Source organism: Corynebacterium capitovis DSM 44611 (genome assembly GCF_030440535.1).
Lineage (GTDB): Bacteria > Actinomycetota > Actinomycetes > Mycobacteriales > Mycobacteriaceae > Corynebacterium > Corynebacterium capitovis.
In genome coordinates, this window is sequence record NZ_CP047117.1 from 227,314 (window position 1) to 250,904 (window position 23,591).

Below are 23,591 nucleotides of genomic sequence, written 5' to 3' on the forward strand. Positions count from 1 at the left end.
CCGAGTCTGATTTCCGGGTGCGGGTTCAGGGATTCGCACGCGCTACCCTGTCCCTATGAACCCCAACGACGACGAAACCCGCCAGTTTCGGCGGGAGCCGCAGGCGTCGAACCAGCCGCCGCGGCCGGAGAGGCCCAGGCAGTACTTCCCGGACCCCGCGCAGCAGCAGGTGTCGGAGGCGAGCTACTACCAAGAACCTGTGTACGCGCAGCCACGGCAGCGCTCCACCACCGCGGCCGTGGCGCTCGGTGTCGTCGCGGCCTTGGCTGCACTGACCGCAATAGTCTTTATGTTCCTCTGGCGCGGCGCAGCAAGCGAGGCACAACGCGTGCCAGAAACGGTCACGGTGACCCAGACTCAGACCACGACACAGACCACGACACAGAACACGACGACAACGCGCCGCACGGGGCTGTTGGGAGGTGACAGCACCGCCTCTCAATTGCCCACGGTGCTGCCGTCGGAGTTGCCCACGCAGATCCCTCCGGAGGTGCGGGACAACGCTGGGTCATTGCTCGACGACCTGGTCAACGGTGCGAACAGCCTCCTGCAGGGGCAGCAGTAGATGGGGGCACCGGATCTCGCGGCGCACGTCGCAGAAGCGCTCGCGAAGCATGTGACGGACGTGGTCCTCAGCCCCGGATCGCGCAACGCGCCGCTGGCCTACGCCCTGTTGGCGCGGGGGGATATCAGGGTGCATGTGCGTATCGACGAGCGTTCTGCGGCTTTCACCGCCCTGGGCATGGCCAGAGTGCAGCGCAAGCACGTGGCCGTGGTGATGACCTCGGGAACTGCGGTGGCAAACGCTCTGCCCGCGATGGTGGAGGCGTACATGTCGCACACGCCGCTAGCGGTGGTCAGCGCGGACCGGCCCGAGCGTCTCGTGGGAACGGGTGCGTCGCAGACTATCTGGCAACAGGGAATCTTCGGGAGGTACGCGCACACGCAACAAGTGGCGTCCGTCGAAGATTCGGTGAGTTTTGACGCAGACCATGTCCACATCAACGTAGCCCTGGATGTCCCGCTCGTGCCACCAGAACTCCCAGTGAAGACGGGGCGCGCTAGGCGGGTGGGGCCTGGGCAGTTGGGCCGCCAGGTGGGACAGCTCGATCACGGTGTGGTGGATCTGGATATCACTAAAGACACCCTTGTCATCGCCGGTGACGAGGCCTGGGATGTACCCGGTCTGGAATACGTCCCCACGATCGCCGAGCCGACCGCACCTACACCCTTCCATCAAGTCCACCCACTGGCGGCGCGGTTCTTCGCGCAGTCCGAGGTTTCCATCAGTCACGACGGTGGTGATTTCGCGGCCTCAACGAAACCGGAGCAGGTGGTGGTGGTGGGCCACCCCACGCTGCACCGCGAGGTCATGGCCCTGCTTGCGGATCCGGACATCGAGGTCATCGGGTTGAGCAGAAGCGAGATCTTCACGGGGCAGCCCGCGCGACGTGGCTCCCGCGTCAACGTGACGGGGCAACCGACGGACAGGTGGTTGAAGATCTGCGAGGCCGCCGGCGAGGTCGCCGCGGACACCGTCCGCGACGCGCTGGCGGAAGAGGAGTTCGGTTTCACCGGTTTGCACGTCGCGGCAGCCGTGGCCGACACCCTGGCGGTGGGGGATACCCTCGTGCTCGGGTCGTCAAACCCGGTGCGCGACGCCAGCTTCGTCGGCCTCCCGTTCGACGGTGTGAGTACGTTCAGCGCGCGCGGTGCAGCTGGCATCGACGGTACGGTGTCGCAGGCGGTGGGCGTGGCCCTTGCCACGCAAGAGTTGCACCCCGAGGAGCTCAGCGCACCGCGCACGGTGGCGTTGCTGGGTGATCTCACGTTCCTCCACGACGTCAACGGCCTGCTCATCGGGCCTGACGAGCAGCGGCCGAGCAACCTCACCATCGTCGTGGCGAACGACGATGGGGGCGGGATTTTCGAGACACTTGAGGTGGGCGCGCCCTCGCTGCGGGGAGGGTTCGAGAGGGCGTTTGGGACCCCGCACGGGGTGAGCGTCGAGAAGCTGGCTCAGGCGTACGGTGCGCAATACCGCCGCGCCGAAACCGTGCCCGAGCTCCTTGCCCTGCTTGACGACGCCTCCGGGCCCCTCACCGTGATCGAAGCCGTGACCACGCGCGCAACGCGCCGCGCCCTGGGAGAAAGGTTGCGCCGGTGATTCGCCGTCGGCTCCTGCAGCTAGTGCTAGCTCTCTACGCCTGCGCGATGCTTGCAGTGGTTGCCATGGTCGCGGGGCCCGCGATCAACGACGCGCGCATTCACGCCGACCCAGGGCGGGGTCTGGCCACGGTGACCGGCACAACGTGGTTGCGCACCGACGCGGACTACCAAGATGAGGACGGGCTCTTTCACTCGCCCGGAAGCGGGCTGCTCTACCCGACGGGCCTGGGTGAGGGCCAGCGCGTGTGGGTGACGTACGCGAAGTCAGACCCGGAGTTAGTCAAGGTGGAGGGGCGCAGCTGGTGGCTGGCCGTCGGGCCGGCGTTGTCCGTCGCGGCGGTGTCCACCGCTGTGGCCGCGGCGGCGTGGTTCGCCATCAGGCGCTGGGCAGTAGATAAAGTTACCGTGGCGTAATAAGAAGTTCACTCGAACTTTCCTCGGCGTGAATGATACTTTTGGGTGGGTATGGAAAGGTCGAAGCCATGCGTGTCGCGATCGTCGCAGAATCGTTTCTTCCCAACATCAATGGGGTAACCAACTCCGTCTTGCGCGTGCTGGAGTACCTACGGGAGGAAGGGCACGACGCGATCGTCGTTGCCCCCGGGGCGCGGGACTACCAAGAAGAGGTTCCTGACTACCTGGGTTTTGAGATCGTCCGCGTCCCCACCGTCATGATCCCGCTGGTGGACTCACTCCCGATCGGCGTGCCCACCACGTCGGTTTTGCGCAGCTTAAACACGTTCCGTCCGGATGTCGTCCACCTTGCCAGCCCGTTCGTCCTCGGGGGTGCCGGCGCGTTCGCCGCGATGCAGGCCCGGGTGCCGGCGGTGGCGATCTACCAAACGGACGTGGCGGGCTTCGCTACCCAATACCAGCTCTCGCTGCTGTCCTCCATGGCGTGGGAGTGGACCCGCAACATCCACAATCGATGCGAGTTGACGCTGGCGCCGTCGTCTGAGGCGATCCGCGAGTTGGAGTCCCACGGCATCCGGGACGTGCATCACTGGGGCCGTGGCGTAGATACGACCCTGTTCAACCCAGGGAAGCGCTCTGAGCTCCTGCGCCGTCAGTGGGATCCCTCAGGCCGCAAGAAGATCGTTGGCTTCATCGGGCGCCTCGCCGCAGAAAAAGGCGTGCACCGTCTCGCTTCGCTGGTGGGCGACCCTTCCATTCAGCTTGTCATCGTCGGTGACGGACCAGAGCGCAAAGCTCTTCAACGCGTGCTTCCTTCCGCAGTGTTTACGGGTGCATTGTCCGGCGAGGAACTTGCGCGTGCTTACGCCAGCCTCGACCTCTTCGTCCACACCGGAGAGTTCGAGACCTTCTGTCAGGCGATCCAAGAGGCCCAAGCCAGCGGCGTGCCCACAATCGGACCGCGGGCGGGTGGCCCCGTTGACCTCATCACTGAGGGAGTGAACGGTCTACTTCTCGACGTCTCCTCGTTCACCACGGATTTGCCCAGCGCAGTGGACACGCTCCTGGATGGGTCGCGCCACCCACAGCTGCGCGAACAGGCGCGGGCAGCTGTGGAGAACAAGACGTGGCACGCGCTGGGGGATCAGCTGATGGGTTATTACGAGCAGGCGGTAACCGGGTACAGGCGCTCCCACGTCAACCTCTTTGGCCGGGAGATGGTCCTACCCCGGTGGGTGCGCAAGCCCCGCCGCTCGCGTAGCGCCTAAGAAGGCAGCGGTAGACTCGCTGCTCATGGCGAAGGCAGACCTGGAAAAGGACCCTTTTGACGTTGCGGGCATGTTCGACGACGTCGGCCGCAACTACGATCTGACTAACACAGTTTTGTCGTTTGGGCTGGACAGGTACTGGCGTCGACGCACGCGAGAGCGTTTGGCTTTGAAGCCAGGCGAGAAGGTTCTCGACCTCGCCGCTGGAACCGCGGTGTCGACGGTTGAGTTAGCGAAGTCTGGGGCGTGGGTTGTCGCATGCGATTTCTCGCAGGGGATGCTGGCGGCAGGAAAGGACCGCGACGTGCCGAAGGTGGTAGGCGATGCCATGCACCTTCCTTTTGCAGACGAGTCTTTCGACGCAGTCACCATTTCCTACGGTCTGCGCAACGTGCACGACTTTGAGGCGGGGCTGCGCGAGATGGCACGCGTGACCAAGCCCGGCGGGCGCCTCGTGGTCAACGAGTTCTCCACACCGGTCGTGCCGGTTGTGGCTACCGTCTACAAGGAATACCTCCCCCGCGCGCTGCCCCTGCTCGCCCGGGTGTTCTCCTCGAACCCGGATGCCTACGAATACCTAGCGGAGTCGATCCGCGCGTGGCCACGCCAAGAGGAGCTCGCCGCGGCGATTAACCGCAACGGCTGGACTGACGCGGGGTGGCAGGACCTGGCGCTGGGCGTCGTCGCGCTGCATTCAGCGCTAAAGCCCTAGGCCGGTTTTAGGACGGGTCCCACAGTGCGCGGCCCGTGGGAACGGCCCGTCCGGCCGCGCGCCAGGCGCGGGCGATGAGATCGGTGTCCTCCGGGGTGACGAGGTTGCCCATGAGCCGTGCGGCTGCGGGCATGAGGAACCGCGCCCCCGCCCCGCGCATTCCCAGCGGCCCGACGGCCGGCAGAAAGCGCGGGTAGGTGAGCAGGCGCGCCGCGGCACGGGCCAAGGTGAACGCCTCGCCGTAGGTGCGACGCAGCTCATGTGGCCAGGCAAGGGTGAGATCGTGGCCCTCGCGAAGCAGGTCGACGGCCCTGACGGCGGTTTCCAGCCCGTAATCGATGCCCTCGCCGTTCAGGGGATTGACGCACGCAGCGGCGTCCCCAACCAACGCCCAGTTAGGCCCTGCGACGTTGGACACGGCGCCTCCCATCGGCAGTAGAGCGCTGGTGACATTCCGCTCAGGCCCCAGTCCCCACTTTGCGCGTTGCTGCGCTGCGTACTGGGCGAGCAGCGCCTTTGTATTTACTTTGGCGGGCCGAGCGTCGGTGGACAACGCCCCGCATCCAAGGTTGACGGTCCCGTCACCTAAGGGGAAGATCCAGCCGTAGCCCGGCTGCAAAACGCCTCTCGCATCGCGCAGTTCGACGTGCGAGTGCATCCACGGCTCGTTGGACTCAGGAGACTCGCAGTAGGAGCGGGCCGCGATGCCGTAGACCTGGTCGCGGTGCCACACCCGGCCCAGCTGCTTGCCCAGAGTTGAGCGCACACCGTCGGCGACGATGACCCACTTCGGGCGGATATCCCCCCGTGGCGTTTCCACCGAGGAGATCCGCCCCTGCTCGCGCTCGACCCGGGTAGCGGGGCAGTCGTGCCACACCGTGGCGCCGGCGGTGCGGGCACGGTCAACGAGCGAGGCATCGAACTGTGCCCGGGGTACAGCGGATCCCTCCGAGCCGAAAGTGCCGTCGGGCCACGGGGCGGTGACGTCGCCGCCGAACCCGTGGAGCTTGAGGCCCAGGTTGCGGTACGGGGGAAGGACATCCGTCAAGTCGAGGCGACGCAGCGTATGCACGGCGCGCGGCGTCAGTCCATCGCCGCAGGTTTTGTCGCGGCGCGGTGGTTGGGCGTCGATAAGCAAGGTGCTCATCCCGGCCCTTTGGGCCGCTACCGCCGCCGCTGCTCCGGACGGCCCCGCGCCAACGACGAGGCACTCAAACTCGCTTATTCCCACAGCCGCTCATTGTGGCACAGGACTCCGGCCGCGCATTTCACCCACTGCTGCACTCAGGCGCGCTGGTGGGCTACGGTTAAGTGCGACATTTACACCCCGCGGCGCGGTTGCTCCCCCGCGGGCAGTCTTCCCGACCTGCAAGGACGTCCCTGATGACCACCGGCACCCCACCGACACCGCCCCCCGACTTCAGCACGGACCTCGGTGACGCCGACCTAACCGCCCGTGTTGCCCAGGGGATGGGCGAGGTGGAAGACCTTCTCCTGGCGCGTTTGTCGCAGGGGGAGGATTTCATCGTGGATAAGGTCACGCACCTCGTCCAGGCGGGGGGGAAGCGCTTCCGTCCCCTCGTTGCTCTGCTGTGTAGCGAATTTGGCCCCCACCCCGGTACCGAGGACGTAGTGAAAGCGGCCGCCATCACCGAGATGGTGCATCTAGCCACCCTTTACCACGACGATGTTATGGACGAGGCTGCCAAGAGACGGGGCGTCGATTCCGCCAATCAACGCTGGGGCAACACGGTGGCCATCTTGGCCGGGGACATCCTCTTCGCCCACGCCTCGCGGTTGATGGGTGAAATTGACACCGACACCGTGCGCCACTTCGCGGACACCTTCGCGGAGCTGGTCACGGGACAGATGCGAGAGACGGTCGGGCCCCGCGGCGGGGACCGGGTGGAGCACTACCTCACCGTGATCGGGGAAAAGACCGGCGTGCTCATCGCCTCGTCCGCGTATTTCGGAGCGCGGTTAGCCGGCGCCGACGAGGAAACGACGCAGCGCTGCGAGAAGATCGGCCGCGCAATCGGCATGGTGTTCCAGATCGTCGACGACATCATCGACATCTTTTCCACCTCTCGCGAGTCGGGAAAGGTGCCTGGGACGGATCTGCGCGAGGGTGTGTTTACCCTGCCGGTACTCTACGCGCTGGAGGAGGACTCGCCAGTGGGCGAGGAGCTTCGCGGCTTGCTCACCGGCCCGCTGACGAGCGACGAGGAGGTCGAGCACGCGCTGCGCCTCATCGCGGAGACCGACGGCAGGCAGCGCGCGATTGGCGACGTCCACCGCTACCTGGCAGTCGTCGAAAGGGAGCTGGATCAGCTCCCTGATTGCCCCGCCAACCGCGCCCTGCGCCAGCTGTCACAGCTTACGGTCCAGCGCGTCGGCTAAGGCCGCTAACCAGGTGATTTGCCTTTTCCCGCGGCCGTTGATGTATGGTTATCAACGCACTTAGGGTGCCTGCCAGGTTGCCCGAGCGGCCAAAGGGAGCGGACTGTAAATCCGCCGGCATTGCCTTCAGAAGTTCGAATCTTCTACCTGGCACACACGCCCGTCGTTCCGTCAGGAGCGGCGGGTTTTGTGCATTCGGCGGTTGTGGCTCGTCGTGGCTTTAAGGTGCCACGGGCGGGGTGCAAAATGCGACGCTTCCTGCGGATTTGTGTTCGGCAGAAGTGTCGGGTTAATCTCTACAAGGCTTCAGCGGAGCGGGTTGCGGGACACGCCGCGGCTCACAAAACAGAGGCTGTGCCCCCTTAGCTCAGTCGGCAGAGCGTTTCCATGGTAAGGAAAAGGTCATCAGTTCGATTCTGATAGGGGGCTCTGTTGTTTGTCGGGGTTCCGGCAAACGCGAGGCGGTGTAGCTCAGTGGTAGAGCAAGCGACTCATAATCGCTGTGTCGAGAGTTCAATTCTCTCCATCGCTACTCACCTTGGCTAGGGTGCGCAAGCGCCCGTGGTAGGGTAGGTGCACCGCTTCGTCGGTGTCCTAGGGGCGTGGCGCAATTGGTAGCGCAACGGTCTCCAAAACCGTAGGTTGCAGGTTCGAGTCCTGTCGCCCCTGCCATAGTTTTCAGCTGGAGGAGAACCGTGACTAACCCGCAGACTCACAACCCCGAGCGGCCAACCGGTAAGCGCCAGTTACGCGGTGCAGCGGTACCCTCGGCGGGTTCGAGCGCAAAGGCGGGGGAGACGGATGCGGGGTCCGCCGAGAAGCGAGCTGCGAGCGATAAGCCCGGTGGGGGCGTTGCGGCGTTCCCGGGCGAGGTTGTTTCTGAAGTCCGCAAAGTGATCTGGCCGACGAGCCGCCAAATGCTCAACTACACACTCATCGTGTTCGGATTTCTCATCCTCCTCACCGCCCTCGTGTGGAGCGTGGACTGGGTCGCCGGCTGGGCGGTTGAGAAAGCACTGATCCGCTAGGTATACTGGTCGACGTACAGCATCATCCCGCCGCCCCAGCAAGGGGAGGGCGGGATAATTTATTGCCCCGTAGGCTGGGGCTGACTTGGTACTCAAGCGAGGAGAGAAATGATGGCTGAGGACACCACCCCAGAGTTCACGCCCGAGACGAAGGTTGACGAGCTCCCCGAGCTTATCGACGCCACCGAGTCCGAAGATACCGACGTGACCGCAAAAGCCGACGTGACCGCAGGGGCGGGGGATGACGCAGAGGTCGTCGAGGAGCCCATTCAAGACGGCGACCTCGAAGTCGCTACGGACGCTGCCGAGGAGCCGGCCGATAGCGAGTACCGTCGCCGTCTGCGTGAGTACACGCGGGAGCTGAAGAAGCTGCCGGGCGAGTGGTACATCATCCAGTCCTACTCGGGCTACGAGAATAAGGTGAAAACCAACCTCGACATGCGTATCCAGACGCTCGAGGTGGAGGACTCCATTTACGACGTCGTCGTGCCGATTGAGCAGGCCGTCGAGCTCAAAGACGGCAAGCGTAAATTGGTGAAGCGCAAGCTGCTGCCGGGCTACGTCCTCGTCCGCATGGACATGAACGACGCGGCGTGGTCTGTGGTTCGCGAAACCCCCGGAGTGACGTCGTTCGTGGGCAACGAGGGCAACGCGACCCCAGTGAAGCACCGCGACGTCGCGAAGTTCTTGATGCCGAAGGAGGCGCCATCCGATGGGGAGGCCACCCGTGCCGTGGCCAACGAAGAGGGCGAAACGGTCATCGCGATGCCGGAGGAAACAACTGCGCCGAAGCTGTCCCACGATTACAAGGTTGGAGAGGCCGTGACCATTCTCTCGGGCGCGCTGGCCTCCGTGTCCGCGACGATCTCCTCGATCGACTCGGAAACCGGCAAGATTCAAGCCCTCGTGTCGATCTTTGGCCGAGAGACCCCCGTCGAGCTGACCGCCGACCAGATCGAGCGCATCATCTAGTTTGCGTCTAGGCCTGTCGAGCCCGTAGGGTGAAACGTCGCGTGTGCACAGTGCACGCGACGTTTATTCGTTCGTCCCCGGTGGCCTACACGTGGTGGGCATCCGGAAGCTCTGGGTTAAGCATCGTGGCCCAGCGCTGTATCAAGGAATTGAGGTAATCCGATGGCAAAGAAGAAGGTCACCGGCCTGATCAAACTGCAGATCGAAGCCGGTATGGCGAACCCCGCCCCGCCTGTGGGCCCCGCCTTGGGTGCCCACGGTGTCAACATCGTTGAATTCACCAAGGCGTACAACGCTGCGACCGAGTCCATGCGTGGCAACATCATCCCGGTGGAGATCACGGTCTACGAAGACCGCTCCTTCACCTTCGTTCTGAAGTCCCCGCCGGCCGCGAAGCTGCTGCTCAAGGCGGCTGGCCTGCAGAAGGGCTCCGGCGTTCCGCACACCCAGAAGGTCGGTTCTGTGACCTGGGATCAGTGCAAGGAGATTGCCGAGACGAAGAAGGACGACCTCAATGCCCGCGACATCGAGGCCGGTGCTGCCATCATCGCTGGCACTGCTCGCTCCATGGGCATTGACGTCATCAAGTAACCCCCCTCGTGCGTGGTAGGGCCGGCCAGGCCCGCACCACACTCCCTCCGCTGTAATGCAGGAAAGGAACCCAACATGGCTAAGAAATCCAAACGCTACCTAGAGATGGCGGCCAAGGTCGACGCCGATGCGCTGTACCACCCGCTCGACGCCGTCGCGCTGGCGAAGGAGACCTCCTCCGGCACGTACGACGCCACTATCGACGTCGCCCTGCGCCTCTCCGTCGACCCCCGCAAGGCTGACCAGCTCGTGCGCGGAACCGTCTCTCTGCCCAACGGCACGGGTAAGACCGTCCGCGTCGCAGTCTTCGCCGAAGGCGAAAACGCCACGAAGGCGGAGGAAGCGGGAGCCGACATCGTCGGGACCGACGTTTTGATCGAGCAGATCAACAACGGTCAGCTCGACTTCGACGTCGCCATCGCCACCCCGGACCAGATGGCCAAGGTCGGCCGCGTGGCCCGCGTGCTGGGCCCGCGTGGTCTCATGCCGAACCCCAAGACTGGTACGGTCACCCCGGACGTTGCCAAGGCGATTCAGGACGTGAAGGGCGGCAAGATCTCGTTCCGTGTGGACAAGGCTGCCAACCTGCACGCCGTGATCGGCAAGGCCTCCTTCACCGCCGAGCAGCTGGCCGAGAACTACGGTGCGCTTCTCGACGAAGTCGTCCGGCTCAAGCCGTCGTCGGCCAAGGGCGTGTACCTGAAGAAGATCTCCGTGTCTTCCACCCAGGGCCCGGGCATTCAGATTGATCCCTCCGTGCAGAAGGGTTACGCCACGAAGGCGTAACGCTTGTCGAAATTACCCCGCTTCGGCGGGGTTTTTTTCATGCCCTCATGGGGGTGCCTGCCCGCCCCGGTTATGAAAATGACAACTGTTTTCAATAGTATTTTTCTCGTTCGTCGAATGAAGGAGAAAACCGGATATGGTATGCACCGTCGCCCACCCTGGGGCGCCGCGCCACGTCTCAGTGGCTACGTCAGTGCTCACGTCAGTACTGATGTCGCTCTGGGCCAGCATGTGCCTCGCCGCGCCAGCGGCGCAGGCCACGGCCACTGTTCTCACCGAGGGCCACATCGACGCCTTCAACGTCAGCGGCGACGGGGGCTCGCTCACCCTCGACCTCAAAGAAGACGTTACCGGTTCCCACGTGCGCCACGCTCCCGAAGACGTCGAGCTGCACGTGGCCCCGGAGGCCTATACCACCGAGACGGAGTCGGTGCCGAGCATCGGTGTGGCCGGCTACTTGCTGCCGCAAACTCAGAAGGCGGGGTTGATTTGGCCCGGGTGGGACACCAACGACGTCCGCGCCGGCGGGTTCAGCAGCGTAGACATCAACTTCGAATCAGTCGACGGCCCCGGCCAAGTGTACCTCTTCCAGGCTCAAGGCTTGGGCACCATCGGGCCCGTGCTGGCCGGCGACTCCATGCAACTGTCTACCGGGTCAGTGATCCGCCAGGAAAACCCGTCCCATGTCCACGCCAATTGGTTGTTCACCCAGCCCGGCCAATACACCATGCGTGTGAACGCAACCGCGAGCGGCGCGACCTCGAACACCGCCACCTACACGTGGGTCGTGGGGGAAGGGGGCAGTGCCTCCCAGAACGTGGCGACGTACTCTAACGAGGATGGCGGGGCCCGCCCGAGAGCGGCAGCAACAACAACCGGGGGTGCAGCCAGTACCTCTACTGGTGATAAAGCTACCGCCCCCCACCCTCAGCCGGCGAAGGCACCCCAGGCGGCGGGCACGTGCTCCCCGGGCATCGTTCCCAAGGTGAAGGACGACCGCTCCGTGCCAGCAGAGTGGAAAGACCCCGCGACTCTTGTCTTCGGGCTCGGTGACGCGGCGCGGACCCAGCTGCCCTCCGCAGTTGGGCCGATCGCTGCAGGCGAGGCCTGGATGATTGGCTCCACCCAACAATCGGGCGTGCCGTGGCTTGGCGCCAACACGCAACATGAAAGCCTGTTGCAGCAGACGACGGGCGACGTGACCTGGGACATCACGAGTTTCGAGGGGCCGGGTTCCATGTTCGTGTTCACCCAAGGCGGCCTGGGGCAGATCGTGGGGGAGGAGTGGTTCCGCGCCTCCGGAGGGAAGGCACAAGGCAGCCACACTATCCCGGCAAACTCCCACGTGCACCCGTCGTGGGTTTTCGATAAAGCGGGAACGTACAAATTGACGGTCCGGCAGAGCGCGACGTCGAAAAGCGGTGAGAAGCTAAGCGGAAGTGCGACCCTGACGTTCAATGTCGGGGGTAAGGGCAATGCCGATGACGGCCACTTCGACTTCGGGGCAACGTATGATGCCGCGGGTTCTTGTTCCAGCGCAGGCGCCGAAGGCTCGGCGGGCGGAGGTGCGTCCACCGAGGCCGGTAGTGCGACGGGTGAGCTTGCAGAGACCGGGCCGACCGTGATGACCCTTCCGTTCGCGGTGCTCGGCCTCGGGGTGATTGGATTCGGGGGTGGCATGATCGCGCTCGATTCACGCCTGCGTCGCCTCGTGCTGGGCGGGAAGCGGTGAGAAGGTCGGCACGCTGCTTCGGCTGCGTCTCATTGGCATTGGTCCTCGGACTCGCCACCACTGGGTGCACGGCCGCGAGCGGAGAGCAGCACGCCAAGCCTCGTGTGGTTGCGACGACGTCCATTCTTCGCGACGTCGTGTCCCGCGTGGCCGGTGATAACGCTGAGGTGACAGGCCTCATGCGCCCGGGGATCGACCCACATACGTTCGAACCGAGCCTGCGCGACACGCGCGACATAGCGTACGCGGACGCGGTGTTCACAAGCGGATTGCTCCTAGAGCCGCAGTCGGTGACTAGCACAATTGCCTCCACCGCCCGGCCAGGTGCGCCCGTCGTTGCTGTGTCGGAGGAAGCTCAGCGGGAGGGGTTTGCACCTATTCCGCTGGTGGAAGACGCCGGGTTGGACACGGTCTGGCTCGGGATGCGCGTCGACGGCGATATCCCCGGCGATGCTGCGGGCACGGCCGTGGTCGACCTTGCCCTGACCGGCGCTGAGGGGCCGGGGGATGCGGCGGCGTTCGTGCTGGGCACTTTCGGCACACCGGAGGTCATTTTTTCCACCCGGGACGGTCTGGGCAGCGACGACTCCATTACGTTGCCAACCGCCGCGCACACCCACGTCAGTTGGTCCTTTTCGGCACCTGGTGTGTACCACCTGAGGCTTGCGGCGACGACCCGCGAGTCAGCGAAGGCCCCTTCCGCGGTGTACACGTCGGAGGAGACGTTCACCGTTGTCGTAGGAACCGACCCCGCCACGGTCACACCGGGCAAGAAGGTACTCGGCACCGGCCACGTGGACATCACAACCCTGGCCGGGGAATCGGGTCGCCTCACGCTCCGGGGGGACGGCCCGGCCGAGGGCAGCAGAATGCCCCGCGACACCAACGTTGAGTACAACCCCGGCGAGGCAGTCATCGCGGTGCCCACCACCACCTTGCAGACCATTCCGGCCCAGCGGGAGTTCCGTTTCCTCGGCACGCCGGGGGACGAAACCTACCTGCTCCCGCAGGCCGTGTTGGGCAAACACGTCCACGGCGAGCTTGACCCCCACTTCTGGCACGACGTGTCCGCCATAAAAGCGGTGGTAAACGTCGTGCGCGATGAGCTGGCCGCCGTCGACCCCGCGCACTCCGGGTCCTACGCCGCTAACGCGCGGTCGTACCGAGAGCAGCTCGACTCTCTCGACGCGGAAGTGCACGCGCAGGTTGACTCCATACCGCCTGAACGCCGGAACCTGGTGACCACCCACGATGGGTACGCCTACCTGGGCGCCGCGTACGGATTGCGCATCGCTGGTTTCGTCACGCCGAACCCCAGCGTGGAACCGAGCCCCCGTGACCTCCTCGCGCTGACCCGGACATTAGAAAACCTCCACGTGCCGGCGGTTTTCCTCGAACCGGAGCTGGCTGGGAAGTCCAGCGACTTGCAGCAAACCGCGCACCGGCTCGGAATTCGAGTCTGCCCGATCCGGGGAGACAGCCTCGACCCGCCGGGGACGGGCCCGGCCACGACGTACGTGGAGCTGATGCGGGCGAACGCGGCGTCGATAAGCGAGTGCCTGGCCTAGGCACGTCAACAATGGGAAAGGACCAATAATGAAAAAACTCAGTATATTGACAGCGGCTATGGGTTTGGCGCTTGCGCTCGGGTGCGCGCCTGCACCCGGGGTCGCACAAACGCAGGCTGACCGCGACCCCGCGCTGCAACAAACCGTGACTGCCGACGAACGCGTCGCGCCGGCGGGGGAGAGCGCGGTCATTTCCGCGGGGCACGCCGACCTAGGCGCCACCTTTACAGGCGACGAGTTGGAGTTCCTGGTACGCGATGACTCCCAAACGCCACCTGTGTGGCGCCACCTCAGCGACGTCGTATTCCAGGTGGGCGATGAGGCGTTGCAGACGTTACCCGAAGGGTCTGATTTCGACTTCACGGGTGCGCATGGCGGGGACAGTGTATGGGTCATCCCCCAGACCGAGGTGCACGGCGTTCCGTGGCTCGGGTGGAACACGCAATCGCCCGCGCTGCTGCAGCGCGCGACGGGCGGGGTGAACATGGAGTTCGGGGGCCACGAGGGTGAGGGTGATTTCAGCCTCTTCTTGCAGCCCGGCGGCTTCCGGCAGCCCCAGCAACTGTGGAACTCGCGCCTCGACGGCACCCAGCGAATGTGGGTGGAGGCCAACACGCACACGCACGCGAACTGGGTGTTTACCAAGCCGGGTGTACACCTGATCGGCGTGCGCGCCGTCGTGACCGACGACGCGGGCCAGGAGCACCGCGCCGAGGAAGTGGTGAAGGTGGCCATCGGCGGGCAAGAGACCGTCGGTGCGGCGCAGGCGGCGTCGTTTAGCGGCCCCTGGCGCGGCGATGAAGCCCAGGGGCTTCAGAGCGAGGGGAGCACTACGACGCTCATCGCCCTCGCGGTAGCCGCGGGGGTTGTGGGCGTCGTTGTCGCTCTTGCGGTCGTCGCGGCGCGGCGCGCCAATCGCGTTCGCCGCCAGGCCGGGGGGCAGTTGTGAGCGCTCCGCTTATCGACGTCTCCCGCCTCACCGTCTCCTACCCCGGCCGCACCGTCTTCACCGGAGTCGATCTGAGCTTCGCCGCGGGTGAGCTTGTCGGGCTGATCGGTCCGAACGGGGCGGGGAAAACAACCCTGTTGCGCGCCATGCTGGGGCTTGTTCGGCCCAGTTCGGGACGCGTCACGGTAGCGGGTGCATCTGGGCGAGCCGTGCGCGCCGTGGTGGGTTATGTGCCGCAGCGTCACGACGTGGCGTGGGACTTCCCCATCGATGTCTATTCCGCGGTGCTCAACGGCCGGCTCGGGTTGCGGCCCTGGTGGGTGCCCACCCAGGTGGCCGACCACCGGGCGACCGCGGAGGCGCTTGAACAGGTGGCGCTTCGGGAGCTGGGTCAGCGGCCCCTCGGAGAGCTGTCGGGGGGTCAGCGCCAGCGGGTTCTCGTGGCGCGCGCGCTGGTTCGTCAGCCCCAGGTATTGCTTCTCGACGAACCATTTACCGGCCTCGACATTCCCTCGACCGAACAACTGCTGGGCCTGTTTCAGCGCCTCGTCGCCCAGGGAATCACCGTCGTGATGTCCACGCACAACGTCGCAGAGGCAGCGGGCACCTGCACGCGGCTCGTCTTGTTTCGAGGTGGGGTGGTGGCCGACGGTGCGCCCGCGCAACTCACGAACCCGCAGCCGTGGATGGAAACCTTCGGCGTTGGCCCGGAATCCCACTGGTTGCAGGCGGTTCGTTCAAGCGCGGAGGTGGCCCATGCCTGAGGTCGGGTTTCTGCAATTCCTCCTGGACATGGCCAACCCCCAGTTATCGTTCCTGCCCCGGGCTCTGGCGGCGGCGCTGCTGTCCGCCGTGGTGTGCTCCGTGGTCGGGTGCTTCGTCGTGCTGCGCGGGATGGCCTTCATCGGAGATGCGGTCTCCCACGGTGTGTTCCCTGGGGTGGCTATCGCGTTTGCGCTTCACGGGTCGGTCCTACTGGGCGGGGCCGTGGCGGGAGCGCTCATCGCGGTACTCATCGCGGTCGCGTCCCAACGGAGGCGGATCAAGGAAGACACCGTCATCGGTATTGTTTTTGCCGCTGCTTTCGCGCTGGGGTTGGTGTTCATTTCCCGCGTGGACGGGTACACGGCCTCCCTGAGTACCTTCCTCTTCGGATCGCTGACGGGCGTCGGGCGCACTGACCTGTGGGTTACCGCGGTCGTGGGCTCGCTCATCATCGCGCTCACCGTCGCCTTGCGTCCGTGGTTGACGGCGGTGGCGCTGGACCGAGAAACCGCCCGCGCGATGAACCTGCCCGTGGGGGTTCTCGACCTGATTCTCTACCTGTCCGTCACCGCAGCTGTGGTCATCTCGGTCCGCACCATTGGCAACATCCTCGTGCTGTCGCTGTTGGTCACACCGGCGGCGACCGCCCGCCTGTTCACGGACAAGCTGGGCGTGATGATGGCGCTCTCCGCAGCCTGCGCCACCGTCGGCAGTGTGATTGGCGTGTGGCTGTCGTGGGGTTACGCCTCACCCACCGGCGCCACGATCGTCCTCGCCGTCACGGGGATCTTCGTCTTGAGCTGGTTTTTCGCCCCACGCCAAGGAGTCGTGCCTGACAGCCTGCGCCGTTTCCGACCCCAACCCGAACAGACGCCCGAAAAGGAGATGATCTAAGTGCGGTTGTTCAACCGCCGCCTCGGCGCTGCGATCTTCACCGTTGCGCTTTCCCTCAGCACTGCTCCCGTCATCGCCCACGCGGATGAGCCCGCGCCTGCCACCCCAGCGCTCAGCGAAACGGGCCACAAGAAGAAGAGCGTGGGCAACGGTTTTATGCTCCCTGAAAACACGACGATGAAGACGGATCAGGGAACGACTGTCACCCACCCGTGCGCGGGGCGCAAGCTCCTGTACCAGTCTCACAACGACGCCCTCTACGGAACGCGAATTCGCGGGGACAAGCTCGCGGTCATGGCGGTGGACGGGCAAAGCGTGGCATACCAAAAGGACGTGTGCTTCCGCCTTGCGAGAGATGCGGACGCCAACGGTACGGAGGTGTCCCGCTTCGTTATTCCCAATGACGGGACCATGGACTTTCTCGGCACGCCAGGTCAGGCGGTGTGGCTCGCTCCGGCTACCGTGAACTGGAGGGATAACTGGCGTCCTTTGTGGTCGGGTCTCGGGGCTTTTGATCCCGCGCACGAAGCGAGCGATGACTCGATTCCCAAAGACTTCCTCAACGACACGATGTACTTTGATCTGGTCAACTTCGACGGGCCGGGGGACATGCAGATCTTCTTCAAGAATTCCGTCAGGCTCGATAGGTACTTCGATAGTCGCGACCCGAAGCTGCAGTCCATTCCCTATAAGGTGGGGGCACACGGCCACTTCAACTGGACGTTCTCTAAGCCGGGGATCTACGCCATCACGTGGAGAGGCCGCGCGGTGCACAAAGACGGCACGGTTGAAACCACCGATGAGGTCACGCAATACTGGCTCGTCGGCGACGACCCAGACGTCGGGTTGAAGCCAGGAACGACCACCGGTTTGCGGCCGGTCACCACCTTTGTCGACGGGACTACGCCTTCGACTTCCACGACGGCGCCGTCGACCACGGCATCTGCCACCCCGTCTACAACAACACCCTCCACCGCGGCCCCCACTACTACGGCAGCCCCCGCTACCAAAGACACCAAAGACACCGAAGACACCAAAGACACCAAAGACACCAAAGACACCAAAGACACCAAAGACACCAAAGACACCAAAGACACCGCCCGCTGCTACGCCGCCGCCGCGCTGGCGACGAAGCCCGAGGCGTTCATCTCGGAGGGACACATGGACCTCGCGTTGGAGGACTCGGGCAACGGGATCCAGGCCGTGCTTCATGATGACAGCGTTCCCGGCGCGTCAGCTGCTCGAAAGAGTGGAACCTTCCTGTTCGAGGTGTCCGATTCGGCATACGTCGAGCCGCCAGAGGGTTTCCGGGCTACCCTGCCGGGCAAGCCGCACAAGCTGTGGATGTTGCCCCAGGCGCAGCAACCCGGTCTGCCCTGGCTCGGTTTTTCCACAACGGAGCTCAAAGAGACGAGCTTGAAGAAGGGGTCAAACGTGACCCTCAGTATGAGTGACGTGACCGGACCAGGACGCCTCTTCACCTGGCACGAAGGATTGTCAGGGGCGACGACGGAGCTTGATTCAGCGGACCCCAGCAAGTCACTTACCTACGGTCTGAACGACCACGACCACCAAGCTTTCGGGTTTACCGCGCCCGGGCTCTACACAGCGACCTTTACGTATCAGGGCAGGGCCGCGAACGGAGCTGCGTTCACCAAACAGCTGCGCGCGTCCTTTGCCGTCGGCAAGGAAGCGATTGAAGAGGCGAGGGCGCACAAGAACGAGAATTACGCATCGCTTGCCGACGTTGAGCAGTGCGACCTCCCCAGCGCAGACAGTGACGCAGGCGACGAAGCATCCCGCTTCACCGAATTGACCAAAGCGATCCAGGGCTTCACCACTGGGGTGACCAAGTTGGATAAGGAAACGGAGAAACTTCTGAAGCTAGTGCGCCAGGACGGCAAGGAAGCAGGTGCGTCGCAGGGTGCGTCGACGGGCACGAGTGCCGCGGCCAGCGTATCGCGCGTGCCACAACCCGCCCGGTCGACGCAGGCGGGGGCGAGTACGACGGCTACGGGCGGCTCGACAGTTCTGGCAACGACGGCACCCAATTCCGCGGCCGTTGCTTCGCGTTCAACTGGAACGCACAAGAGCGTGGCGCAAGCGGCGGCAACCCAGGCAGCGCAACCGGCACAACCGGCAGTGCACCAGGCGGCGCAACAGGCGGCGCAGCCAGCAGCGGGTAGCGATGGCAGCGTCGGCGAGGGCGATGCCATTCCGGACGCGGACGGCGCGGAATCTACCACCGACATGGGTTCTGGTGGCACAGGGGAAATCGTCTCCTCCATCGACAGCACGCACCCGGGCGAATATGCGCAGGGCAAGGACGCGGCGTCGAAAAGCAATGCCATGACTGCGGGTGGTTTCTGGGCTGGCCTCGCGTTCGGTGTGGGCGCGATGGCGCTCATCGGCGGTGCGGTGCTCTTCGCGGCGGCGTGGCGCGCGCTGAAAGAGGTGCGCGGAGCGGGGCCATTTGGGGGAAAAGGAGAGTCCGTGTAGGCTTAGGCAACGAAGTTTGAACGGGGGAGGATTCCCCCGAGCTCAAGTTTCACCGAAGACCGTCGGCCGCTCGTCTAACGAGCTGAAGGTTCCCCCTCCCAGGGGACGGCCCACGCAGGAGAAACGTGGCAAACAACTGCCTCGTGCTTCTGCACGGGGCATTTTTCGTGCCTCGGCGGATTGTAAGGACATGACGTAATTGGAAGGAGGCGTGTGTAATGGCAAACCCGAAGAATGCTGAGGAATTGGTCGCTCTACGTGGCAAGTTCCAGGAGGCGAGCTCTATCGTCCTCACCGAGTACCGCGGCCTGACCGTGGCTCAGCTGCAGCAGCTGCGCGGTGAACTCGGCTTCGATGTCGAATACCACGTCGCCAAGAACACCCTGGTCAAGATCGCTGCCAACGAGCAGGGCGTCGAGGGTCTTGACGAGCTTCTGACCGGCCCGACAGCCGTCGCCTTCATCAAGGGCGAGGCTGTTGACGCCGCCAAGGTCATGAAGAAGTTCGGCAAGGACCACGACGCATTCGTGATCAAGGGCGGCTACATGGACGGCAACGCCCTCACCGCCGCTCAGGTTGACGCCATCGCTGAGATGGACAACCGCGAGACCACCCTCGCAAAGATCGCTGGCGCTTTCCAGGGCTCCTTGGCCAAGGCTGCCGGCCTGTTCCAGGCCCCTGCATCCAAGACCGCTCGCCTTGTCGCTGCATTGCAGGACAAGCAGGGCGAAGCCGCTTAACAGCGTGCATTCACAATCACACATCGTGGCCACAACGCTGGCCCGCTAAAGAAAGGAAGCCACCATGGCTAAGCTCTCCAAGGACGAGCTCATCGAGCAGTTCAAGGACATGACCCTCATCGAGCTCTCCGAGTTCCTGAAGGAGTTCGAAGAGGTCTTCGACGTCACCGCCGCTGCTCCGGTCGCTGTTGCCGCTGCTGGCGCCCCCGCCGCTGAGGCCGCTGCCGAGGAGGAGAAGGACGAGTTCGACGTCGTTCTCGAGGCTGCCGGCGACAAGAAGATCGGCGTGATCAAGGCTGTCCGCGAGATCATCCCGGGCCTGGGCCTGAAGGATGCCAAGGAGCTCGTCGAGGGCGCCCCCAAGGCGATCCTCGAAGGCGCGAACAAGGACGATGCCGAGGCTGCCAAGACCAAGCTCGAAGAGGCCGGCGCGAAGGTCACCCTCAAGTAATCTCGCCCCGCCTTTCGCGCCACATAGAAGGCTCCCCGCCCGGGTTAGGGTGGGGAGCCTTGTGCGTTCCAACGGGGAGTTGGTCGGATGCGGAGGAACCTGAGTTGGTTAGATGTACTCCCAGATGATTCCACCCACACGGCCAATAGCGGCACCCAAACCAATGCGCCGAATGATAAATTTGATCGCGGTCTTCACCTCGAAAACTTCTCGGAAAACGGCCCTCAGTAAGTGGACCCCCTTCCCAAGCACATCCGAGGCATGCCCCGATAATCCGCTTGGCTTCTTCTGGGACTAGCCCGTAGACACTCACGGAAGGCTGCGTCTGAGTTCGCGCGTTATGCTGCTGTGATAGCGATCCCACATTGCTGCCCGCACTGTCGACGAATACCGACTCGTTGGTATCCAGATGTCGAATACCGATTGCCGATGCCGGAACATCAAAGGTTCTCGAGTGCGGATCTAAGATCGTCGGTGAGGGGTTGCGTAATACCGGCCCCAAGAGAAACTCCGACGGGCAGCGCAGCAGGTGCTTCAAGCTCACCTGACGCACACGCGTGGAATTGGCGGTTGCCCAGTTCGCGGTCAAGATGACCATTGGAAGCCGGTAGTTTTTGCGATTATGAGTGTCCTTCTTGGACTGTCGACCTTTCCCAAGCCTGAATGACGTTGAGGGCCGTTAGTGTGGCGATGATAGCGGCCACCAAGAGGTTAGACGCGACTTGGCTGTCAAGGAGCCATCTGAAAAGAAAATAAGCCCCAATTCCTAGTAGTAGTGCGGTCGCCAGGGCCAGCACCCTCTGCCTTGAAGGTGCGTGACCCCACCAAGGCACAGAACCCGGTTCTGGACCATCAAGCCCGAACGTCCTTGAAAAACCAGATGCTTTCTGCGTCAGAGCGCAGCACCTCCTTGAGGTAGGACACTGGATAGCAATGTGACCCCCTTCCAAGCATACCACGGGGTGGTGGTTGCGAAAGCCCGTGACGAGACCTATCGTGCGCTTCCGAAGAACCGCAGCGGAGCTGTACTGAATGTGCCCGCGAAGGACGGGTTTCAATTGTCTTGGGATGTGCTATTACTGCGGGAAATTCATGAAATATGGACAACAGCTGCCAAGATACGGACGTGGCAACGTCGACGGGGTGGAGGCAAGGCGGGTTACTTCCACCAGAACGACTCCTCGACGAGTGTTTCTGACGAGGAGTCGTTCCGGTACAGAGCAAAGAGCCGCGCCTAGGCCACACAACCTACCCCACGAGGACCTTCGTCGCGGCGCGGCGAAGGATGTCCGGCGCGAAGTCGGAAAGGGTCTTGAGCGCCTTGTCGGGTGTGCTCACCCCGTGGTGCAGGCGCAGTTTCTGGAAGAAGGACGGCTCAGCGAAGACCTTTTCCGCCACGTCGGCGACATCACCGGGCTCCAGTTTCACGCCAAGGGTACGCACGGAGCGGGCGTTGACCTCGGCGATCTTGGTCTTTGCCCACAGCGGCATGAGGTCGTGGACTCGGATCTTGTCCTTAGCCCATTCAAGGCTCATGGCTTCGGTGAACCCCTTGACAAAGAACTTCGACGCGGAATACGTCGCGATTTCCGGCTGACCGAAAATCGCCGAGGCAGAGCACATTGACACCATGACAGAACCCTTGGTGCGCTTGAGGTAGGGGTAGCACGCTTTGGCCCCGTACACGATACCGACGCAGTTGATGTCCAGGATCCACTGGATGCGCTCGGGATCCTGCTCGGAGATGGGGCCGTCGATAATCACGCCCGCGTTGTTGAAGAAGGCATCGAGGCGGCCGCCGGTGTGGGAGGTGAAATCGGCTAGTGCAGCCTCCCATTCGTCCCAGTTGCGGACGTCCAGCTTGCCGGTGATAAGCGTGCCGGGGTACGACCGCGCGTCGTCACCCCATTCGGTGGGCACGACGTCGTAGCTGCCCACCGTCCATCCGCGCTTCAACATCCGGTGAGCGGTTGCCTTACCGATGCCAGAAGCCCCACCTGTGATAAAGATCGCTTTGTTTGTGTCGAGTGAATTGGTCATAGTGAAACAATAGGTGGAATATGGGTCATATGTGTAGCATTGCGAAAGAAACTGTCCCGTGAAGGAGTAAAACCTATGACTCACGCCACCGCCCAGCGCACAATGACCGACATCGTGAACCCAGCCACGGGTGAGGTCGTGGCGACCGTCCCGGCCCATACCAAGGATGACACCCGCGAGGCCTTCGAGATAGCTCGGCGCGCCCAACTTCGGTGGGCGCGGACGAGCTTCCGGCAGCGTCGCAAAATCATGCTCACGTTTCACAACTTGGCGCTGGATAACCGCGACATGCTCATGGATACGATCCAAAAAGAAAACGGCAAGTCTCGGATCTCGGCCCTCGAGGAAGTTCTCGATGTGGCGTTGACCGCTCGCCACTACGGTTATAAGGCGAAAAAAATGCTCAAACCACATCGGCGGCGCGCCGTGATGCCGCTGCTGACGAGCACTTGGGAGGAACACGCGCCCAAAGGCGTTGTGGGCATGATCGCGCCGTTTAACTACCCGCTGTCCCTGTCCATTTCCGACGCGCTGGCCGCGATTATGGCCGGCAACACCGTGGTACTCAAGCCGGATTCCCAGACGCCGTTGTCCGCGCTCGCCGGGGTTGAGCTGCTCCGTGAGGCGGGTCTGCCGGCGGATGTGTTCCAGGTCTTACCCGGGCGCGGCTCAGAGGTGGGCCAGGCGATCATCGAGGAGTGCGACTACCTCATGTTCACCGGTTCAACCTCGACGGGGGAGAAGCTCGCCGAGCAAGCGGCCAGCCGGCTCATCGACTACTCGATGGAGCTGGGCGGAAAGAACGCGATGATCGTCGCGCACGACGCGAACGTGAAACGCGCGGCCGAAGGCGCCTGGTCAGCGTGCTTTGGCAACTCCGGCCAGCTCTGCATCTCTATTGAGCGTATGTACGTCCACCGCGCCGTGGCGGACGAATTCATCCCGGCGTTTGTCAACCGCGTCAAGGCAATGCGGATTGGCACGGGACCCGACTGGGACATCGACATGGGTTCCCAGATCTCTGTGGAGCACACCGGCGAGATCGAACGCTTCGTCAACGACGCGGTAGATAAAGGTGCCACGGTGCTCACCGGTGGCCGCCGGCTCCGCGAGCTCGGGGACGCATTCTTCGCGCCTACGGTTCTTCGCGACGTCCCCGCCGACGCAGAACTCCTCCGCGAGGAGGTCTTCGGGCCGGTCGTCTACATCGAGGTGGTGGATAGCAACGACGAGGCGATCGCGCGCGCGAACGACACCACATACGGATTGAACTCCTCCGTGTGGGCGAGCCCGAAGACGGGCAGGGAGATCGCATCCCAGCTGGAGACGGGCACGGTCAACATCAACGAGGGTTACGCACCTGCGTGGTCGGCCATTGACGCGCCGATGGGCGGGTGGAAGAAGTCTGGCGTGGGCCGTCGCCACGGCGACTACGGCCTGACGAAATACACCGAGTCGCGCAATGTGACTCAGACGCGGGTGATGAACCTCATCACCAACAACCTTCCCCGCAAACCGTGGGCAAACCTACTGGCCGTCTCGCTGCGCCTCGGCCGGGATATCATGCGCTAACGTGAGGGACTGGGCTATCGCACTGCGATACAATCGGCCAC

General features: G+C 63.8%; 21 protein-coding genes and 4 tRNA genes. 23 read left to right on the forward strand and 2 right to left on the reverse strand.

Annotated features, from left to right (window positions below; translation table 11 throughout):
• Positions 1–55 precede the first annotated feature (55 nt).
• The 5 genes from CAPI_RS01165 to CAPI_RS01185 all read left to right on the forward strand — a co-directional run bounded on the left by CAPI_RS01165 (position 56) and on the right by CAPI_RS01185 (position 4,563).
• Positions 56–565: a hypothetical protein gene (locus tag CAPI_RS01165; protein WP_018017440.1), complete on the forward strand. Its 510-nt coding sequence runs from the start codon at positions 56–58 to the stop codon at positions 563–565.
• Positions 566–2,167, forward strand: a complete 1,602-nt coding sequence (menD, locus tag CAPI_RS01170; RefSeq protein WP_018017441.1) for a 2-succinyl-5-enolpyruvyl-6-hydroxy-3-cyclohexene-1-carboxylic-acid synthase — start codon at positions 566–568, stop codon at positions 2,165–2,167.
• The gene (locus CAPI_RS01175; protein WP_018017442.1) at positions 2,164–2,583 is read left to right on the forward strand and encodes a DUF3592 domain-containing protein; all 420 of its coding nucleotides are present in this window, start codon (positions 2,164–2,166) and stop codon (positions 2,581–2,583) included. The genes menD and CAPI_RS01175 overlap by 4 nt, the downstream gene beginning before the upstream one ends.
• Before the next feature lie 68 nt (positions 2,584–2,651).
• Positions 2,652–3,851: a glycosyltransferase family 4 protein gene (locus CAPI_RS01180; protein ID WP_018017443.1), complete on the forward strand. Its 1,200-nt coding sequence runs from the start codon at positions 2,652–2,654 to the stop codon at positions 3,849–3,851.
• 25 nt (positions 3,852–3,876) lie between these two features.
• Positions 3,877–4,563, forward strand: a complete 687-nt coding sequence (locus CAPI_RS01185; protein ID WP_018017444.1) for a demethylmenaquinone methyltransferase — start codon at positions 3,877–3,879, stop codon at positions 4,561–4,563.
• 7 nt (positions 4,564–4,570) lie between these two features.
• Here the strand turns inward: CAPI_RS01185 and CAPI_RS01190 are convergent, their stop codons facing one another.
• A complete protein-coding gene (locus tag CAPI_RS01190; RefSeq protein ID WP_156806871.1) occupies positions 4,571–5,788 on the reverse strand; it encodes a geranylgeranyl reductase family protein in 1,218 nt (405 codons plus the stop codon).
• 158 nt (positions 5,789–5,946) lie between these two features.
• Between CAPI_RS01190 and CAPI_RS01195 the strand changes: the two genes are divergently transcribed.
• The 17 genes from CAPI_RS01195 (at position 5,947) to rplL (ending at position 19,938) form a co-directional block, all read left to right on the forward strand.
• Positions 5,947–6,963 carry a polyprenyl synthetase family protein gene (locus tag CAPI_RS01195; protein WP_018017446.1) on the forward strand — a complete coding sequence of 339 codons (1,017 nt, stop codon included), beginning with the start codon at positions 5,947–5,949 and terminating at the stop codon, positions 6,961–6,963.
• 71 nt (positions 6,964–7,034) lie between these two features.
• Positions 7,035–7,116: transfer RNA gene (locus CAPI_RS01200), tRNA-Tyr, on the forward strand.
• Between the two features lie 203 nt (positions 7,117–7,319).
• Positions 7,320–7,392, forward strand: a tRNA-Thr gene (locus CAPI_RS01205).
• Between the two features lie 31 nt (positions 7,393–7,423).
• A tRNA-Met gene (locus CAPI_RS01210) sits at positions 7,424–7,495 on the forward strand.
• Between the two features lie 64 nt (positions 7,496–7,559).
• Positions 7,560–7,635 (forward strand) — tRNA-Trp (locus tag CAPI_RS01215).
• 23 nt (positions 7,636–7,658) lie between these two features.
• The gene (secE, locus tag CAPI_RS01220) at positions 7,659–7,991 is read left to right on the forward strand and encodes a preprotein translocase subunit SecE (protein WP_018017447.1); all 333 of its coding nucleotides are present in this window, start codon (positions 7,659–7,661) and stop codon (positions 7,989–7,991) included.
• A gap of 108 nt (positions 7,992–8,099) precedes the next feature.
• A complete protein-coding gene (nusG, locus tag CAPI_RS01225; protein ID WP_018017448.1) occupies positions 8,100–8,963 on the forward strand; it encodes a transcription termination/antitermination protein NusG in 864 nt (287 codons plus the stop codon).
• Positions 8,964–9,125: 162 nt separating this feature from the next.
• A complete protein-coding gene (rplK, locus tag CAPI_RS01230) occupies positions 9,126–9,554 on the forward strand; it encodes a 50S ribosomal protein L11 (RefSeq protein WP_018017449.1) in 429 nt (142 codons plus the stop codon).
• Between the two features lie 75 nt (positions 9,555–9,629).
• Entirely contained in the window at positions 9,630–10,340 is a 711-nt protein-coding gene (rplA, locus tag CAPI_RS01235) for a 50S ribosomal protein L1 (RefSeq protein ID WP_018017450.1), read from the forward strand.
• 136 nt (positions 10,341–10,476) lie between these two features.
• The gene (locus CAPI_RS01240; protein ID WP_018017451.1) at positions 10,477–12,072 is read left to right on the forward strand and encodes a TIGR03773 family transporter-associated surface protein; all 1,596 of its coding nucleotides are present in this window, start codon (positions 10,477–10,479) and stop codon (positions 12,070–12,072) included.
• A gap of 38 nt (positions 12,073–12,110) precedes the next feature.
• Positions 12,111–13,640, forward strand: a complete 1,530-nt coding sequence (locus tag CAPI_RS01245; protein ID WP_018017452.1) for an anchored repeat ABC transporter, substrate-binding protein — start codon at positions 12,111–12,113, stop codon at positions 13,638–13,640.
• A gap of 58 nt (positions 13,641–13,698) precedes the next feature.
• Entirely contained in the window at positions 13,699–14,589 is an 891-nt protein-coding gene (locus CAPI_RS01250; RefSeq protein WP_018017453.1) for a choice-of-anchor M domain-containing protein, read from the forward strand.
• Positions 14,586–15,353: an anchored repeat-type ABC transporter ATP-binding subunit gene (locus CAPI_RS01255; protein WP_018017454.1), complete on the forward strand. Its 768-nt coding sequence runs from the start codon at positions 14,586–14,588 to the stop codon at positions 15,351–15,353. The genes CAPI_RS01250 and CAPI_RS01255 overlap by 4 nt, the downstream gene beginning before the upstream one ends.
• A complete protein-coding gene (locus CAPI_RS01260; protein WP_018017455.1) occupies positions 15,346–16,248 on the forward strand; it encodes an anchored repeat-type ABC transporter permease subunit in 903 nt (300 codons plus the stop codon). The genes CAPI_RS01255 and CAPI_RS01260 overlap by 8 nt, the downstream gene beginning before the upstream one ends.
• Entirely contained in the window at positions 16,249–18,747 is a 2,499-nt protein-coding gene (locus tag CAPI_RS01265) for a choice-of-anchor M domain-containing protein (RefSeq protein WP_018017456.1), read from the forward strand.
• Positions 18,748–18,965: 218 nt separating this feature from the next.
• The gene (rplJ, locus tag CAPI_RS01270; RefSeq protein WP_018017457.1) at positions 18,966–19,487 is read left to right on the forward strand and encodes a 50S ribosomal protein L10; all 522 of its coding nucleotides are present in this window, start codon (positions 18,966–18,968) and stop codon (positions 19,485–19,487) included.
• 64 nt (positions 19,488–19,551) lie between these two features.
• Positions 19,552–19,938 carry a 50S ribosomal protein L7/L12 gene (rplL, locus tag CAPI_RS01275; RefSeq protein WP_018017458.1) on the forward strand — a complete coding sequence of 129 codons (387 nt, stop codon included), beginning with the start codon at positions 19,552–19,554 and terminating at the stop codon, positions 19,936–19,938.
• A gap of 1,248 nt (positions 19,939–21,186) precedes the next feature.
• On the opposite strand, the gene CAPI_RS01280 is transcribed toward rplL, so the two are convergent.
• Complete coding sequence (locus CAPI_RS01280) at positions 21,187–21,978, reverse strand: SDR family oxidoreductase (protein ID WP_018017460.1); 792 nt, start codon at positions 21,976–21,978, stop codon at positions 21,187–21,189.
• A 75-nt stretch (positions 21,979–22,053) separates the two neighbouring features.
• Between CAPI_RS01280 and CAPI_RS01285 the strand changes: the two genes are divergently transcribed.
• Complete coding sequence (locus CAPI_RS01285) at positions 22,054–23,550, forward strand: succinic semialdehyde dehydrogenase (RefSeq protein WP_018017461.1); 1,497 nt, start codon at positions 22,054–22,056, stop codon at positions 23,548–23,550.
• Positions 23,551–23,591 lie beyond the last annotated feature (41 nt).